The sequence below is a fragment of the Nonomuraea glycinis genome, assembly GCF_035920485.1.
Classification (GTDB): domain Bacteria; phylum Actinomycetota; class Actinomycetes; order Streptosporangiales; family Streptosporangiaceae; genus Nonomuraea; species Nonomuraea glycinis.
The window spans coordinates 2,763,239-2,775,574 of sequence record NZ_CP109166.1 but is presented as its reverse complement, the minus strand read 5'-3'; the positions used below and the strand labels follow the sequence as shown (position 1 = coordinate 2,775,574).

The following is a 12,336-nucleotide window of genomic DNA, read 5'->3' as shown; positions in this document are numbered from 1 at the left end:
AACGGGAGCGCCTCGCGTTCAGTCGATGACCGCGGTGACCTCGACCTCGACCAGGTGCTCGGGGTGTCGAGCGCACTGATGCCCACCAGGGTGGCCGGCGTGGACGACGATGAAAACGCCCGCCTTGGTGTCGGCGTGCTGAACATAGCTCTGACAGACGGTCGCGGCGGCGAGCGCGCTCGCCACTTCCTCGTGTCCCGCGTCTGACGCGTTCATCTTCATGTCTCCATGAGACGTCGCCGTTCCGCTTTCAGCTGTGCCGTAATACGTGATCGATGGGCGATCCTCACGTTGAGTGCCGCGAATCGCCTACTTGTAGGGAATGTCGCCGACCAGGCCCACGCCTTCGAAGGACTCGTATCGGTAATGCTTCCGGCATTCCGGACATGGGGTGAGTGTTGATGACCCCACGTGAGGAGACCGGATGGGAGCCGATCCCGAGAGCAGGTTCGAGGAGATCTACGGATCTTCGTACGGACCACTGCTGGGCTACGCGTTACGGCGGTGCCCCGATCCGGAGGACGCCGCCGACGTCGTGGCCGAGACGTTCATGGTGGCCTGGCGGCGGATCGAGGAGGTCCCCCGAGGGGACGAGGCGAAGCTGTGGCTGTTCGGCGTGGCCAGGAAGGTGCTGGCGAACCAGCGACGCGGCGAGCGCCGGCACGAGCAGCGCACCGCCGCACTCCGCGCCGAGCTGGCCGCCTCGCCGCTCGTCGCCGAGCCGCCCGCTGAGGATCTGTCGCAGGTGGGCCGGGTCTTCCGCACGCTGTCCGACGACGACAGGGAGCTCCTGTCCCTGGTCGCCTGGGAGCTGCTCGATCCCGGACAGATCGCCAAGACGCTCGGCATCTCCCGCAACGCCGCCCGCGTCAGGCTCTATCGGGCCCGCAAACGCTTTGCCCGTGGCCTGGCCGCGGCCGGGATCGATGCCGTACATGCAGTCGTGATCGAAGGGAGTGCATCGTGAACATCACCGATCTCGCGCGGGTTCGCGACGAGGACCTGGTCAGGGAGCCGGTGGGGCAGGCGTCCGGCGCGGGGGCGCGGGCGCTGATGGACTCGATCATGTCCGAGAAGCGCGAGCCCGTACGCACCCGCTTCCCCTGGTGGCGCGGCCTCGGGCTCGGTGCGGTGGCGGTCGCGCTGGCCGCCGCCCTGATCGTCTGGGTGCCCGTCGGCGGGCCGGTGACCGAGTACGCCAACGCCGCCGTGACGCTCAGGACCGGAGAGGACTTCATCACTGTCACGATCACCGACCCCGAGGCCGAAGCCGAGACGTTCGCCGAGGCGTTTCGCGCCGTGGGGCTGAACGCCGAGGTGAAGAAGGTCCCCGTGGCGGCGCAGGACGTGGGGAAACTGATCGGCCCGGCCGCGTCAGGGACGTTCCCGCCGGGGACGGGCATGACGATCCAGAGCTCGTACGACTGCGCCTCCGCCTGGTGCGGCAGGATCTCCATGCCGGTCGGTTTCACGGGAAACATCGTGTTCGGGATCGGCCGGCTCGCCGCGCCCGGGGAGCCCTACGCGCAGCGCGTGCAGATCATCCCGATTCCGCCGCCCGAATTCCGGACGGACGGCTCGGAAGGTTACGACGGCGCCGGCAAGCCGGTCTCCAAGGTCCGGGCCGAGATGGAGCGGCGTGGGCTGAAGCTCACGTACGAGCTGATGTGGCTCAAGCCCGACGGCAGCGGTGCGGGCTACCATGTCGACGCCGATCAGATCAAGGATGACTGGATCGTCGAGTCGGGCAGCAAGCTCGCCTCCGACGCCGTCGAACTCACCGTCCTGGCCCCCAAGACCGTGCCGTACGACTCGGTTCCCGGATCGAAACTGCCGTCACCCCACCATTGGGCCGAGGACTGAGGTGTCGATGCCGTTCACGCGAGGATCCCTAGGGACGGTGTCAGTGGTGGGCTGAGTCCCGGATGCGCGCCACGTACTCACGCCACCAGGAGGCGTCCGCGTCGGCGGGGAACGACGGGTCGCCGGGATGCCGGCCGCCTGAGCCGTCGAGCAACTCGCGGACGATGTCGGCGTGCCCGGCGTGCCGTGCCGTCTCGCCGATCATGCGCAGCACGATCTGGCGTAGCGTCGTCTCCCGCCTGCCCTCCGCCCACCAGGCCACCGTGCCGACGTGGTCGAGCTCCAGCGCCTCGATCGTCTCGTCGGCGTGGGTGCGGGCGCGCTGGTAGAGGCCGACGATGTAGTCGGTGGACTCGCCGGGCGCGACCCACATGTCGGCGCCGTCCCAGGCGCTGCCGTCGTCCATCCACGACATCCGCTCCGGCGCGGGCCGGCCGAACGAATCGCCCAGGTAGCCGTACTCCAAGCCGGCCAGGTGTTTGACCAGGCCGAGCAGGTTGGTGCCCGTGGGGGTCATCGGCATGCGCAGCTCGGCGTCGCTCAGCCCGTCGAGCTTGTAGACCATGGCGTCGCGGAACTCCCGCAGGCTCGCGAGCAGCAGCTCTTTCTCGGTCATACGCGTCTCCAGGGGCTCGGCTCGTCGGTCATGCTCGTCTCCAGTGGCTCGGCTCGTCAGGGGCTCGAAAGGAGCTCGGATCTTGAAAGGGAACTCGGATCGTCAAGGGCTCGAAGCTTCTGGCGCGAGCGTAGCGACGGGCACTGACACTTGTTGTAGACCTGCGGCCACCCCGATGCCGACCCAGGTCGCTAAGGCGCGGGCCGGGCCTTTCCTAAGCTGAAGCCGTGCATGAGAACCAGCCGCCTCTGGACCGCGACGGCGTCGCGCTGCGCTACCTGCTGGCCGCGGTGCCCATGCTGTTCCACGGCGTCGTCCTGGCCACGGTCGTGCGGCAGGATCCGGACCGGCTCGCGGGCGCCCTGGTCGACGTGGCGCTCGGCCTGGCCGGGCTGGTGCTGATGCGCTGGCGGCGCCGCCTGCCGTGGCAGACCGCGCTGGCGACCGGGCTGCTGACGGCCGTCTCCACCACGGCGACCGGCCCGGCGTACGTCGCGTACGTGTCGCTGGGCACCCATCGCCGCCGGCGGCAGCTCGTGCCGATCGCGATCGTCTACTGGCTGTGCCTGCTCGTCCAGTCGACCAGGAGCGGCATCACCCAGGCGACCTCCGTCTCCCTGGTGTCCGGGACCGCCGTCCTGGGCGGGCTGACCATCTTCGCCCTCTACCTGCGCGGGCGGCGCGACCTGGCCGCCTCGGAGCGAGCGGCCGAGGTGGCCGCCGAGCGTGCGCAAGCGCAGCGGGTCGAGCAGGCCAGGCTGGCCGAACGGGTCAAGATCGCGCAGGAGATGCACGACGTGCTGGCGCACCGGATCTCGCTGCTGTCGATGCTCGCGGGCGGCCTGGCGTACCGGACGAATCTCACCGCGGAGGAGACGCGCGAGGCCGCGCTGGCGATCCAGGAGAACGCGCACCAGTCGCTGAACGAGCTGCGCTCGGTGCTCGGCACGTTGCGGCGGGACGGTGCGGTGGAGGCGCCGCAGCCGACGCTGGCGCAGGTGGACGCGCTGTTCGAGGAGGTACGGGCGGCGGGTCAGCGGGTGGAGGTGCGCGACACCATCGAGGATCGGGAGTCGCTGCCCGCGCAGACCGGGCGGCACGCGTACCGGATCGTGCAGGAGGCGCTGACCAACGCGCGCAAGCACGCGCCCGGCAGCCAGGTGCGGGCCGAGCTCGGCGGGCGGCCGGGGGACGGGCTGAGCATCAGGGTGAGCAACCCCGCGCCGTACGGCACGCCGGCCGGGCCGGGCGGGAGGCTGGGGCTGGTCGGGCTGGCGGAGCGGAGCCGGATGGCCGGTGGCTCGTTCGCTCATGACCTCAAGGACGGGCGATTCGTCCTCGATGTCCGGTTGCCATGGGAGGCTTCGTAAGGTGACTCGACTGGTGATCGTGGACGACGACGCGCTGGTACGGACCGGGCTGCGGCTCATTCTCGGCGGCGAGGCCGACCTGGAGCTCGTTGGCGAGGCGGCGGACGGACGTCAGGCGATGGGCGTGATCCGCGAGCTCAGGCCCGACGTGGTGCTGATGGACATCCGGATGCCGCACCAGGACGGGCTGGTCACCACCGAGCTGCTGCTGTCCTGGCCGAACCCGCCCCGCATCCTGGTGCTGACCACCTTCGACGCCGACGACATGGTGCTGCGCGCCCTGCAGCTCGGCGCGGACGGCTTCCTGCTGAAGGACACGCCACCGCCGCAGATGATCGAGGCGGTGCGGACCGTGGCGCGGGGCGAGCCGGTGCTGTCGCCGAGCGTCGCCCGGCAGGTGATCGCCGCGGCCACCGGCGGGGCCGAGCCGCAGCGCCGGCAGGCGGAGGCGGAGCTGGCCAGGCTCACCGAACGGGAGCGTGAGGTGGCGGTCGAGGTGGCCAGGGGCAGCTCGAACGCCGAGATCGCCGAGCGGCTGTATATGAGCGTCGCCACCGTGAAGGCGAACATCACCCGGATCTTCACCAAGCTGGAGACGGACAACCGCGTCCACGTCGCGATAAAGGTCCGTGACGCCGGCCTGCTCTAGAGCGCTGACTCGCGCCGCGACGCCGGACTGCAGAGCGCTGACTCGCGCCGCGACGCCTAGAGCGCTGACTCGCGGGCGTCGAGCAGCTCGTGCAGGTGGGCCCGGGACCAGGCGCACATGGCGGCCATGGGCTCCAGGAGCGTGCGGCCGAGCGGGCTCAATTCGTACTCCACCCGTGGCGGGATCTCCGGGTAGGCGGTGCGGGTGACCAGCCCGTCGCGCTCCATCGCCCGCAGCGTCGCGGTGAGCACCTTCGGTGTGACGCCACGCAGCGGAACCTGCAGCTCGGAGAAGCGCCGAGGCCCCGACTTCAGGCACACGATGATCTTCGACGTCCATTTGTCACCGATGCGGATCGGCGGGTTCTCGGCCGAGCATCCGCTGAACATCTCAGGATCAAGTGGCTGCCTCACCCCGCCGAGCGTACGTAACTATCGTTGCGGGAACCAAGGGGTCAGCGACTAGCGTCCGCGGCAGTGGCCGGCGACCAGGCCGGCACTGCCGAAACGGAGCATTCCATGAGCGAGATCGTCATCTTCGGCGCGGGCGGCCGAGCGGGCCGGCACGCGGTCGCGGAGGCCGTCGCGCGCGGCCACCGGGTCACCGCGGTCGTCCGCGATCCGGCCGCGCACCAGGCCCTGGCCGGTGACGGCGTGGCGCTGGTCAGGGGCGACGCCACCGACGCCGGCAGCGTCGCCGCCGTCGCGGCCGGGCATGACGCGGCGATCAGTGCCGTCGCGCGGCTCGACACGCCGCCGGAGGAGTTCTTCGTGGGTACGGCGCACGCCCTGCTCGACGGGCTGGCCCGGGCCGGGGTCGGCCGGCTCGTGCTCATCGGCATCGGTACCACCCTGGAGGTCTCCCCCGGGGTGATGCTGCTCGACACCCCCGGCTTCCCCGCCGAGGCGCGGGCGTTCTCCCTCGGTCACGTGGCCGAGCTGGAGGCGCTGCGCGCCGCGCCGACCTCCGTGGACTGGCTGGTGCTCGCGCCGCCGCCCACCCTCCTGGACGCCGAGGCGGCCCGCACCGGCCGCTACCGGGTCGGCGGCACCCAGGTGGCGGCGGCCGAGGAGGGCGTCCTGTTCCCCTACGCCGACCTCGCGGCGGCGCTCGTCGACGAGATCGAGGCCCCGAAGCACCACCGGACCCTGGTCGCCGTGGCACCGTGATTCCCTGCGGGGAATTGTCCGGCTTCGCGCCTTCCCGGAGCATCGGTCAGGCACCGATCGAAGGAGAAACCATGCCGGACATTGACCCCCAGGACCTGGCCGACCGCTATATCGCCATCTGGGTCGAGCCCGATGCGGAGCTGCGCCGTAAGGCCATCCAGGAGTTGTGGGCCGAGGACGGGGCGCACATCCTGCAGCCGCCGCAGGAGATCCGGGAGGTCGCCGCCAAGCTCGGCTTCGACCGCCCGACGTTGGAGGCGCACGGCCACGGGGAGATCGAACTGAGGGTGACGCGCAGCTACGCCGACTTCGTCGCGCCGGGCGAGTTCACCTTCCGAGCGGCCGGTGACGCGGTCCGGCTCAAGGACGTGATCAAGTTCGGCTGGCGGATGGTCCCCGTGGGCGGTGGCGAGCCCGTCGGGGGCGGGCAGGACGTCCTGGTCCTCGACCGGGACGGCCGCATCGTCGAGGACTACATGTTCCCCGGCCTATGACCCGGCCAGCAGGGCCGCCGTGGCCGGGTCGGCGGGTAGGAAGGCCTCCAGCCTCAGCTCCGCCACTGTGACGTCGAGCGCGGTGGCGAACGTGGTGATCGTGGTCGTCAGCCGCAACTCGCCCCGCGCCGTGCGCAGCGCCATGGGGGCGGCGAAGCCCACGTGATCCGGTCCGGGTGACGGCTGCGGCACATATCCCGACAGCTCGTCGTACAGCTCGTCCCGGGGGATGCGGTCGAGGATGTGCCGCGCCCACCCGGCCAGGTTCGTGATCCGCGGCGCCAGCCCGTCGGGGTGCAGCGAGAGGCGCAGCACGTTGACCGGAGGGCGCAGCAGGTGCTCCGCGACACCCTCGGTGAGCAGCACGAAGGCGTCGTTGGCGAGCACCAGGTCGTGGCCGGCGTCCACCACGATCGCCGGGTAGGGCAGATGGCCGGTCAGGATGTGCCCGAGCGCGGCGCGTACGTGTGCCAGCCGCTCGTCGTCGAGCGGCGTGCGCGGGTAGACGGGGGCGTAGCCGGCGGCGAGCAGGAGCTCGTTGCGCTCCCTGAGCGGCAGCTCCATCGACTCGCCGAGCCGCACCACCATGGTGCGGCCGGGCCGGGAGCGGCCGGTCTCGATGAAGCTGATGTGGCGCTGGGTCGTGCCCGAGCGGAGGGCGAGGTCGAGCTGGCTGAGGTGACGGCGCCGCCGGGACGCGCGCAGAGTCTCGGGGAAATCCACGGATCCAGTCTGCCCCCGGGAGAGGACTTGTCCGCCTTCGTGATGAACGTTTTAATGCCGTCTAGGGGGCCGCATCGGGGGAGTCACGTGTCGATTGTGCGTGGTACGGGGTTGCCGGTCTTCCTGGCGTACGCGGTCTTCGTCCTGGTCGGGATGAGCGCCGCGGTGGCCGGGGTGCTGTTGCCCGCTCAGATGGCCGACTACGGCGTGGACAAGCCGACGATCGGGATCACGTTCTTCACCTTCTCCGCCGGGTTCATGCTCGCCGGGTCCACCGCCGGGCCGCTGGTGCACCGCTTCGGCACCCGCCTTGTCCTGATCGCCGGCGGTGGCGCGTACGTGCTGGCCGCTCTCTACACCGGCGTCCGGCCGCCGTTCGCCGCCTTCCTGGCCGTGCAGGTCCTCGCCGGGTACGGCACCGGCCTGCTGGAGTCGGTGCTCAACGTCTTCCTCGCCAGGCTGCCCTCGGCCACCACGCTGCTCAACCGGCTGCACGCCTTCTTCGGTGTCGGCGCGCTGCTCGGGCCGCTGCTGGCCGTGTGGATGCTGCGGTTCATGCCGTGGCAGGCCGTGTGGGTGGTGCTGGCGCTGGTGTGCGTGCCGCTCGTCGCCGGGTTCGTGCTGGCCTACCCCAGGCGGGACGACGACGGCGTGACCCACGAGCGGACGCCCGTCACGCCGGCCAGGAGCGGGCTGCTCGCCACCGTCCTGCGGTCCCCCGCGGTGCTGCTCGCCTGCGCGTTCCTGGCCGTGTACGTCGGGCTGGAGATCGGCGTGGGCAACTGGGGGTTCTCCTACCTCGTCGGCGAGCACGCCCTGCCGGAGCTGACCGCCGGGTACACCGTCAGCGGCTACTGGCTCGGGCTGACCGCCGGCCGCTTCCTGATCAGCCCGATCGCCACCAGGATCGGCTCGACCACCACCGGCATGACCTACGCCTGCCTGGTCGGCGTCGCGGCCGCGATCGGGCTGGCGTGGCTGGCGCCGGTCGCGGCCGTGGCCGCCGTCGGGTTCGTGCTGCTCGGGTTCTTCCTCGGACCGCTCTTCCCGACGGCCATGGCGGTGGTGCCCTACCTCACCGAGCCCCGGCTGGTGCCCACGGCCATCGGCGTCATGAACGGCCTGTCGGTCGCGGGCTCCGCCGGGCTGCCCTGGCTGGCGGGCGCCGTCGCGCAGGGCGCCGGGGTGTGGACCCTGATGCCCTTCGTGATGGTCCTCGCCCTGCTCCAACTGCTCATCTGGTGGTTGCTGGTCGCGCGGATGTCGACCCGTCAGGTGCGGGTGTAGTCGGCGTCCCAGGCCTCATGGGCTCTGTGCAGCAGGTCCATGAGCTTCTCGTCCTCGCGGAACTTCTTCTGGTATTTCTCCGGCAGGGTCCGCAGGTGCTTCTCCTCCGCCAGGAGCCTGCGGTAGGTGTCCGCGCACTCCTCCGGGTCGCACTCCGGGTCCAGCAGCCGGGTGGCATAGCGGCGGGCGGCCGACGACAGATTCTGGGCGCGGCCCTTGCGGCTGACCAGGGAGGCGATCACGGTGATGACGAGGACGCCGATGATCACCGTCAGCGACAGGCCGGTGGAGATCTCGACGACCGGTACGGGCTCGCCTTCGTTGATGAACGGGACGTTGTTCTCGTGCAGCGCGTGCAGGATGAGCTTCACGCCGATGAAGGCCAGGATCGCGGCCAGCCCGTAGGCGAGGTAGATGAGCCGGTCCAGCAGCCCGTCGATGAGGAAGTAGAGCTGGCGCAGCCCCAGCAGGGAGAAGGCGGTGGCGGTGAAGACGATGTAGACGTTCTGCGTCAGCCCGAAGATGGCCGGGATCGAGTCCAGCGCGAACAGCAGGTCCGTCCCGGCGATGGCCACCATGACCAGCAGCATCGGGGTCAGGACGCGCTTGCCGTCGACCATGGTCATCAGCTTGTCGCCGTCGTAGTGCTCGGACGTGCGCAGGAACCTGCGGGCCAGCCGGACCATGATGTTCTCGCCGGAGTGGCCCTTCTCGGCCTCCGGCTTGAGCAGGTTGCCGGCGGTGAGGAGCAGGATCAGGCCGAAGAGGTAGAACACCCAGGCGAAGCTGTTGATCAGCGCCGCGCCCAGGAAGATGAACCCGGTCCTGGCGATCAGCGCGAACGTGACCCCGAACAGCAGCACCTTCTGCTGGTCCGCCCTCGGCACCCGGAAGCTCGCCATGATGATGAGGAAGACGAACAGATTGTCGACCGACAGCGCCTTCTCGGTCACGTAACCGGCGAAGTATTCGGCGCCCATGTCGGAGCCGCCGAAGAGCCACACGCCGATGCCGAACAGGATGGCGGCGCCCACGTAGGCGGCCGACCACACCGCCGACTCCCGCAGTGTCGGGATGTGCGCCTTGCGTACGTGGAAGAAGTAGTCGAAGAGCAACAGGCCGCCGATACCGATGACCGTCAACCACCACACCAGGACCGGCACGTGCACGTGTGACTCCAAGTCTCGCTATCGGGAGCGCAGTCTAAGCGCTGAGTCAAGCAGTTACCCCTGCGAACAGGGCTCAAGCGAGGCAGATCTCGTTGCCCTCGGGGTCGGCGATCGTGACCCACCAGGTGGGGCCCTGACGGCCCTTGTGCAGCACCGTGGCGCCCTTGCCGACCAGCCGGGCCACCTCGGCGTCGATCCTGTCGGCGCCCACCCGGATGTCCAGATGGACGCGGTTCTTGACCGTCTTGGTCTCCGGCACCACCTGGAACAGCACCCGGGGGGCGCGTTCGAGGCCGCTCGGATGACGGATGGCCGCGCCCTCCTTCCACACCAGGTTGCCGTGGTGGAAGGTGGTGTCGTCCTCGGTCGCGTGTCCCTTCTCGATCAGGCTGCGGATGAACGCCTCATCCTGCCGCTCCACCTGCCAGCCCAGAGCCTCCGCCCACCAGTCGGCCAGGTTGTGCGGATCTTGGGTATCGATGACTACCTGGATGTCATATGCCATGAGCTCATGCTAGATAGGGTCTTTGCCCATGACGTTGGTACGAGAGCTGAAATCGTGGCAGGAGGTCGGCGATCGGGTCTACGTCCGGCGCCACGAGTCGTACGACCTGAATGTGGGCCTCGTCGTCGGCGACGGACACTGCCTGGTGTTCGACACCCGCATGTCGCACCGTGAGGCGGCCGACCTGATCCACGCGATCAGGGGGATCACCGCCAGCCCGTGGACGGTCGTCAACAGTCACGCGCACTTCGACCACTACTTCGGCAACGCGCTCTTCCGCCCGGCGGAGATCTGGGGCCACGCGCGGTGCGCCGAGGAGATCGAGCTGTACGGCGCGGAGCAGCGGAGCAAGGTGGCCGGATTCGTCCCGGCGGAGCGGCGCGAGGAGGTGGCGGAGGTGGAGATCGACCCGCCGGACCACACCTTCACCACGGCCGCCACCCTGGACATCGGCGGGCGGATCGTCCACCTGCGCCACTTCGGCCTGGGCCACAGCTCCAACGACATCGTCGCGCACATCCCCGACGCGGGCGTGGTCTTCGCCGGTGACCTGGTCGAGCAGGGGGCGCCGCCGGCGTTCGGCGACTCCTACCCGCTCGACTGGCCGGACACCACCGCCCGGATGCTGAACGAGATGCGCGAGCTGGTGTACGTCCCCGGCCACGGCGCGGTGGTGGACCGGGACTTCGTGATCGGCCAGCACGGCGACCTGGTGGCGGTGGCCGAGCTGGCCAGGCGGGCGCACGTGGAGGGGCTGCGTGACCTCATCCACGCCTTCCCCTACAGCGAGGAAGTGACCCGCCAGGCCATCGAGCGGGCCTTCCTGCAGCTCGACGCCCTGCAGGCCTGACGGCGGCGGCGCGGCCCTGGACAGCGGAGCCTGCTCTGCCTATAGTGCATATTGCAATATAGAGGGAGGCATCATGGCACGACGCCACGATCTGGTGGGGCTCACTGTGCTCGCCATACTCTCGGTGCGCGCCAGCCACCCCTATGAGCTGCACCGTTTCATCATCGACACGCACAAGGACTATGTGACCGGCCTGCCCAGAAGCCTCTACCACGCGGTGGAGAGGCTGGCCAGGGACGAGCTGATCACTCCCACCAAGACCGACCGCGAGGGCCGCAGGCCGGAGCGGACGGTCTACGAGATCACCGACGAGGGCAGGCGCGAGCTGAGCACCCGGCTCCGCAGGCTGCTGGAGGAGCCGGAGCCGGACCGCCGCACGCTGGTGGCCGCGATCTCGCTCATCGGGGTGCTGCCGACGGAGGCCGCGATCAAGTCGCTGCGCCTCCGTGTGGCCGCGCTCACGGGCGCGATCGGCGGGCTCGACGCGCAGATGGCCACGATGGCGGAGAACGGCCTGCCCCGGCTGCTCATGCTCGAGCTCGAATGCGAGCGGGCACTCTTCGCCGCTGAGCAGGACTGGGTGCGCGAAGTGCTCGGCCGGATGGAGAGCGGCGAGCTCGACTGGCCGGCCACGGTCAAACAGTCGCTGATGGAGCGCGCACTGGAGGAATGACCCCGCAGGAGAGACACCGCAAGAATGAGCAGGCCGTCAGGGTGCGCCAACACCCTGACGGCCGGAAATCCGAACAAGGCGCCTGCCCTGTCCAGGACTCGCAGTCTCAGGATAGGCGCCGCTGACCCTAGGAGCAGTGCCATGTCCCAAGAGATCCACAACCTGATCGACGGCGTCTACGAGACGTGGAACGCCGGTGACGCCGCCGCCTACGCCGCGCTGTTCACCGAGGACGCCGACTACATCACCTACTTCGGCCTGCGCCTCAAGGGCAGGCAGGCCATCGACGAGGGGCACCGCGACCTCTTCAAGATGCCGATCAAGATCGAAGCCGCGGACGAGCCGTCCGTCCGGATGCTGAGCGACACCGTCGCGCTGGTGATCGCCACCGGCGCTTCCGTGGTGAACGGGGAGCGCGAGCCGGGCCGCGACTCGGTCCTCACCTACACCGCCGTCCACACCCCCGACGGCTGGCGCTTCGCCTCCTTCCAGAACACTCGGGTGGGACGACCGTGAAAAGGCTGGTGACGGAGGTGTCCGGGGTGGTGGAGGCGCCCGCTGCCACCGTACGGGCCGCGCTGGGGCGGGTGCTGCTGCCCGGCGGCCGGGACGTCGTGGGGCGGTTCACCGTGGCGGACGCGCCGGGGCACACCTCGACCGTCGAGGTCACCGAGGACCTCATCGCGTTCCAGGGCGGCTGGTGGTATCGGGGTGAGTGGACGCTGGCTCCGCACCCCGAGGGCACGCTGGTGGTCCACCGCGTCTACAACGTCGCCGTGCGGGCGCGGTGGGGGGTGGGGCTCGCCAACCGGTTCTTCGTCGGCTTCGCGGACACCACTCGCCGGAGCTTCGACGAAAGTCTCGCCCGCCTGGGCGCCGACCTGAGCTGCGGCACCCGCCTCACGTGACCGCCCCCGATCGCCCGGCCGCACCTGAGGCCGGGCGATCGGTCCCGCCTTGCTGGCGGG

Annotated in this window: 17 protein-coding genes; 11 read left to right on the top strand and 6 right to left on the bottom strand. The window is 70.0% G+C overall.

The features are described 5' to 3' along the window. Nucleotides 1-18 precede the first annotated feature (18 nt). Nucleotides 19-216, bottom strand: a complete 198-nt coding sequence (locus tag OHA68_RS12795) for a hypothetical protein (protein WP_327107836.1) — start codon at nt 214-216, stop codon at nt 19-21. A gap of 208 nt (nt 217-424) precedes the next feature. On the opposite strand from OHA68_RS12795, the gene OHA68_RS12790 reads away from it, so the two are divergent. Further along, a complete protein-coding gene (locus tag OHA68_RS12790) occupies nt 425-967 on the top strand; it encodes an RNA polymerase sigma factor (protein ID WP_327107835.1) in 543 nt (180 codons plus the stop codon). Further along, complete coding sequence (locus OHA68_RS12785; RefSeq protein WP_327107834.1) at nt 964-1,863, top strand: hypothetical protein; 900 nt, start codon at nt 964-966, stop codon at nt 1,861-1,863. Before OHA68_RS12790 ends, OHA68_RS12785 begins: the two co-directional genes overlap by 4 nt. Before the next feature lie 40 nt (nt 1,864-1,903). Here OHA68_RS12785 and OHA68_RS12780 read toward each other — a convergent pair whose 3' ends face one another. Next, complete coding sequence (locus OHA68_RS12780; RefSeq protein ID WP_189137652.1) at nt 1,904-2,479, bottom strand: DinB family protein; 576 nt, start codon at nt 2,477-2,479, stop codon at nt 1,904-1,906. Nucleotides 2,480-2,706: 227 nt separating this feature from the next. Here OHA68_RS12780 and OHA68_RS12775 point away from each other — a divergent pair, with 227 nt between their 5' ends. Together OHA68_RS12775 and OHA68_RS12770 are read left to right on the top strand one after the other, a co-directional pair. Then, nucleotides 2,707-3,849: a sensor histidine kinase gene (locus OHA68_RS12775; RefSeq protein ID WP_327107833.1), complete on the top strand. Its 1,143-nt coding sequence runs from the start codon at nt 2,707-2,709 to the stop codon at nt 3,847-3,849. 1 nt (nt 3,850) lies between these two features. Beyond that, nucleotides 3,851-4,498, top strand: coding sequence for a response regulator transcription factor (locus tag OHA68_RS12770; RefSeq protein ID WP_327107832.1), 648 nt, complete (start codon nt 3,851-3,853; stop codon nt 4,496-4,498). Between the two features lie 56 nt (nt 4,499-4,554). Here OHA68_RS12770 and OHA68_RS12765 read toward each other — a convergent pair whose 3' ends face one another. Further along, nucleotides 4,555-4,911, bottom strand: coding sequence for a winged helix-turn-helix transcriptional regulator (locus tag OHA68_RS12765; RefSeq protein ID WP_225277127.1), 357 nt, complete (start codon nt 4,909-4,911; stop codon nt 4,555-4,557). Between the two features lie 105 nt (nt 4,912-5,016). Between OHA68_RS12765 and OHA68_RS12760 the strand changes: the two genes are divergently transcribed. Beyond that, on the top strand, nt 5,017-5,667 hold the full coding sequence (locus OHA68_RS12760; protein ID WP_327107831.1) for an NAD(P)-dependent oxidoreductase: 651 nt from the start codon (nt 5,017-5,019) through the stop codon (nt 5,665-5,667). Between the two features lie 71 nt (nt 5,668-5,738). Further along, entirely contained in the window at nt 5,739-6,161 is a 423-nt protein-coding gene (locus OHA68_RS12755; RefSeq protein WP_327107830.1) for a hypothetical protein, read from the top strand. Here the strand turns inward: OHA68_RS12755 and OHA68_RS12750 are convergent. Then, the gene (locus OHA68_RS12750) at nt 6,156-6,884 is read right to left on the bottom strand and encodes a helix-turn-helix domain-containing protein (protein ID WP_327107829.1); all 729 of its coding nucleotides are present in this window, start codon (nt 6,882-6,884) and stop codon (nt 6,156-6,158) included. The two genes, OHA68_RS12755 and OHA68_RS12750, sit on opposite strands and share 6 nt — an antisense overlap. 87 nt (nt 6,885-6,971) lie before the next feature. Here OHA68_RS12750 and OHA68_RS12745 point away from each other — a divergent pair, with 87 nt between their 5' ends. Next, nucleotides 6,972-8,171: an MFS transporter gene (locus OHA68_RS12745; RefSeq protein ID WP_327107828.1), complete on the top strand. Its 1,200-nt coding sequence runs from the start codon at nt 6,972-6,974 to the stop codon at nt 8,169-8,171. Here OHA68_RS12745 and OHA68_RS12740 read toward each other — a convergent pair. Beyond that, nucleotides 8,156-9,340, bottom strand: a complete 1,185-nt coding sequence (locus OHA68_RS12740) for a TerC family protein (protein ID WP_327107827.1) — start codon at nt 9,338-9,340, stop codon at nt 8,156-8,158. The genes OHA68_RS12745 and OHA68_RS12740 overlap by 16 nt on opposite strands. Before the next feature lie 73 nt (nt 9,341-9,413). Continuing rightward, nucleotides 9,414-9,845: a VOC family protein gene (locus OHA68_RS12735; RefSeq protein WP_189137661.1), complete on the bottom strand. Its 432-nt coding sequence runs from the start codon at nt 9,843-9,845 to the stop codon at nt 9,414-9,416. 28 nt (nt 9,846-9,873) lie between these two features. Here OHA68_RS12735 and OHA68_RS12730 point away from each other — a divergent pair, with 28 nt between their 5' ends. The 4 genes from OHA68_RS12730 to OHA68_RS12715 all read left to right on the top strand — a co-directional run bounded on the left by OHA68_RS12730 (nt 9,874) and on the right by OHA68_RS12715 (nt 12,276). After that, on the top strand, nt 9,874-10,695 hold the full coding sequence (locus tag OHA68_RS12730; protein ID WP_327107826.1) for an MBL fold metallo-hydrolase: 822 nt from the start codon (nt 9,874-9,876) through the stop codon (nt 10,693-10,695). A 73-nt stretch (nt 10,696-10,768) separates the two neighbouring features. Beyond that, complete coding sequence (locus tag OHA68_RS12725; RefSeq protein ID WP_189137663.1) at nt 10,769-11,368, top strand: PadR family transcriptional regulator; 600 nt, start codon at nt 10,769-10,771, stop codon at nt 11,366-11,368. A 141-nt stretch (nt 11,369-11,509) separates the two neighbouring features. Further along, nucleotides 11,510-11,884, top strand: coding sequence for an SgcJ/EcaC family oxidoreductase (locus OHA68_RS12720; RefSeq protein WP_327107825.1), 375 nt, complete (start codon nt 11,510-11,512; stop codon nt 11,882-11,884). Beyond that, nucleotides 11,881-12,276, top strand: coding sequence for a hypothetical protein (locus OHA68_RS12715; protein WP_327107824.1), 396 nt, complete (start codon nt 11,881-11,883; stop codon nt 12,274-12,276). Before OHA68_RS12720 ends, OHA68_RS12715 begins: the two co-directional genes overlap by 4 nt. The last annotated feature ends 60 nt before the right edge of the window (nt 12,277-12,336 follow it).

What these genes read in the sequence shown, in the direction of transcription:
- OHA68_RS12730 (WP_327107826.1), top strand. Translation starts at nt 9,874, where the DNA reads ATGACGTTGGTACGAGAGCTGAAATCGTGGCAGGAGGTCGGCGATCGG.
- OHA68_RS12755 (WP_327107830.1), top strand. Translation starts at nt 5,739, where the DNA reads ATGCCGGACATTGACCCCCAGGACCTGGCCGACCGCTATATCGCCATC.
- OHA68_RS12790 (WP_327107835.1), top strand. Translation starts at nt 425, where the DNA reads ATGGGAGCCGATCCCGAGAGCAGGTTCGAGGAGATCTACGGATCTTCG.
- OHA68_RS12720 (WP_327107825.1), top strand. Translation starts at nt 11,510, where the DNA reads ATGTCCCAAGAGATCCACAACCTGATCGACGGCGTCTACGAGACGTGG.
- OHA68_RS12725 (WP_189137663.1), top strand. Translation starts at nt 10,769, where the DNA reads ATGGCACGACGCCACGATCTGGTGGGGCTCACTGTGCTCGCCATACTC.
- OHA68_RS12780 (WP_189137652.1), bottom strand. Translation starts at nt 2,479, where the DNA reads ATGACCGAGAAAGAGCTGCTGCTCGCGAGCCTGCGGGAGTTCCGCGAC.
- OHA68_RS12760 (WP_327107831.1), top strand. Translation starts at nt 5,017, where the DNA reads ATGAGCGAGATCGTCATCTTCGGCGCGGGCGGCCGAGCGGGCCGGCAC.
- OHA68_RS12735 (WP_189137661.1), bottom strand. Translation starts at nt 9,845, where the DNA reads ATGGCATATGACATCCAGGTAGTCATCGATACCCAAGATCCGCACAAC.
- OHA68_RS12795 (WP_327107836.1), bottom strand. Translation starts at nt 216, where the DNA reads ATGAACGCGTCAGACGCGGGACACGAGGAAGTGGCGAGCGCGCTCGCC.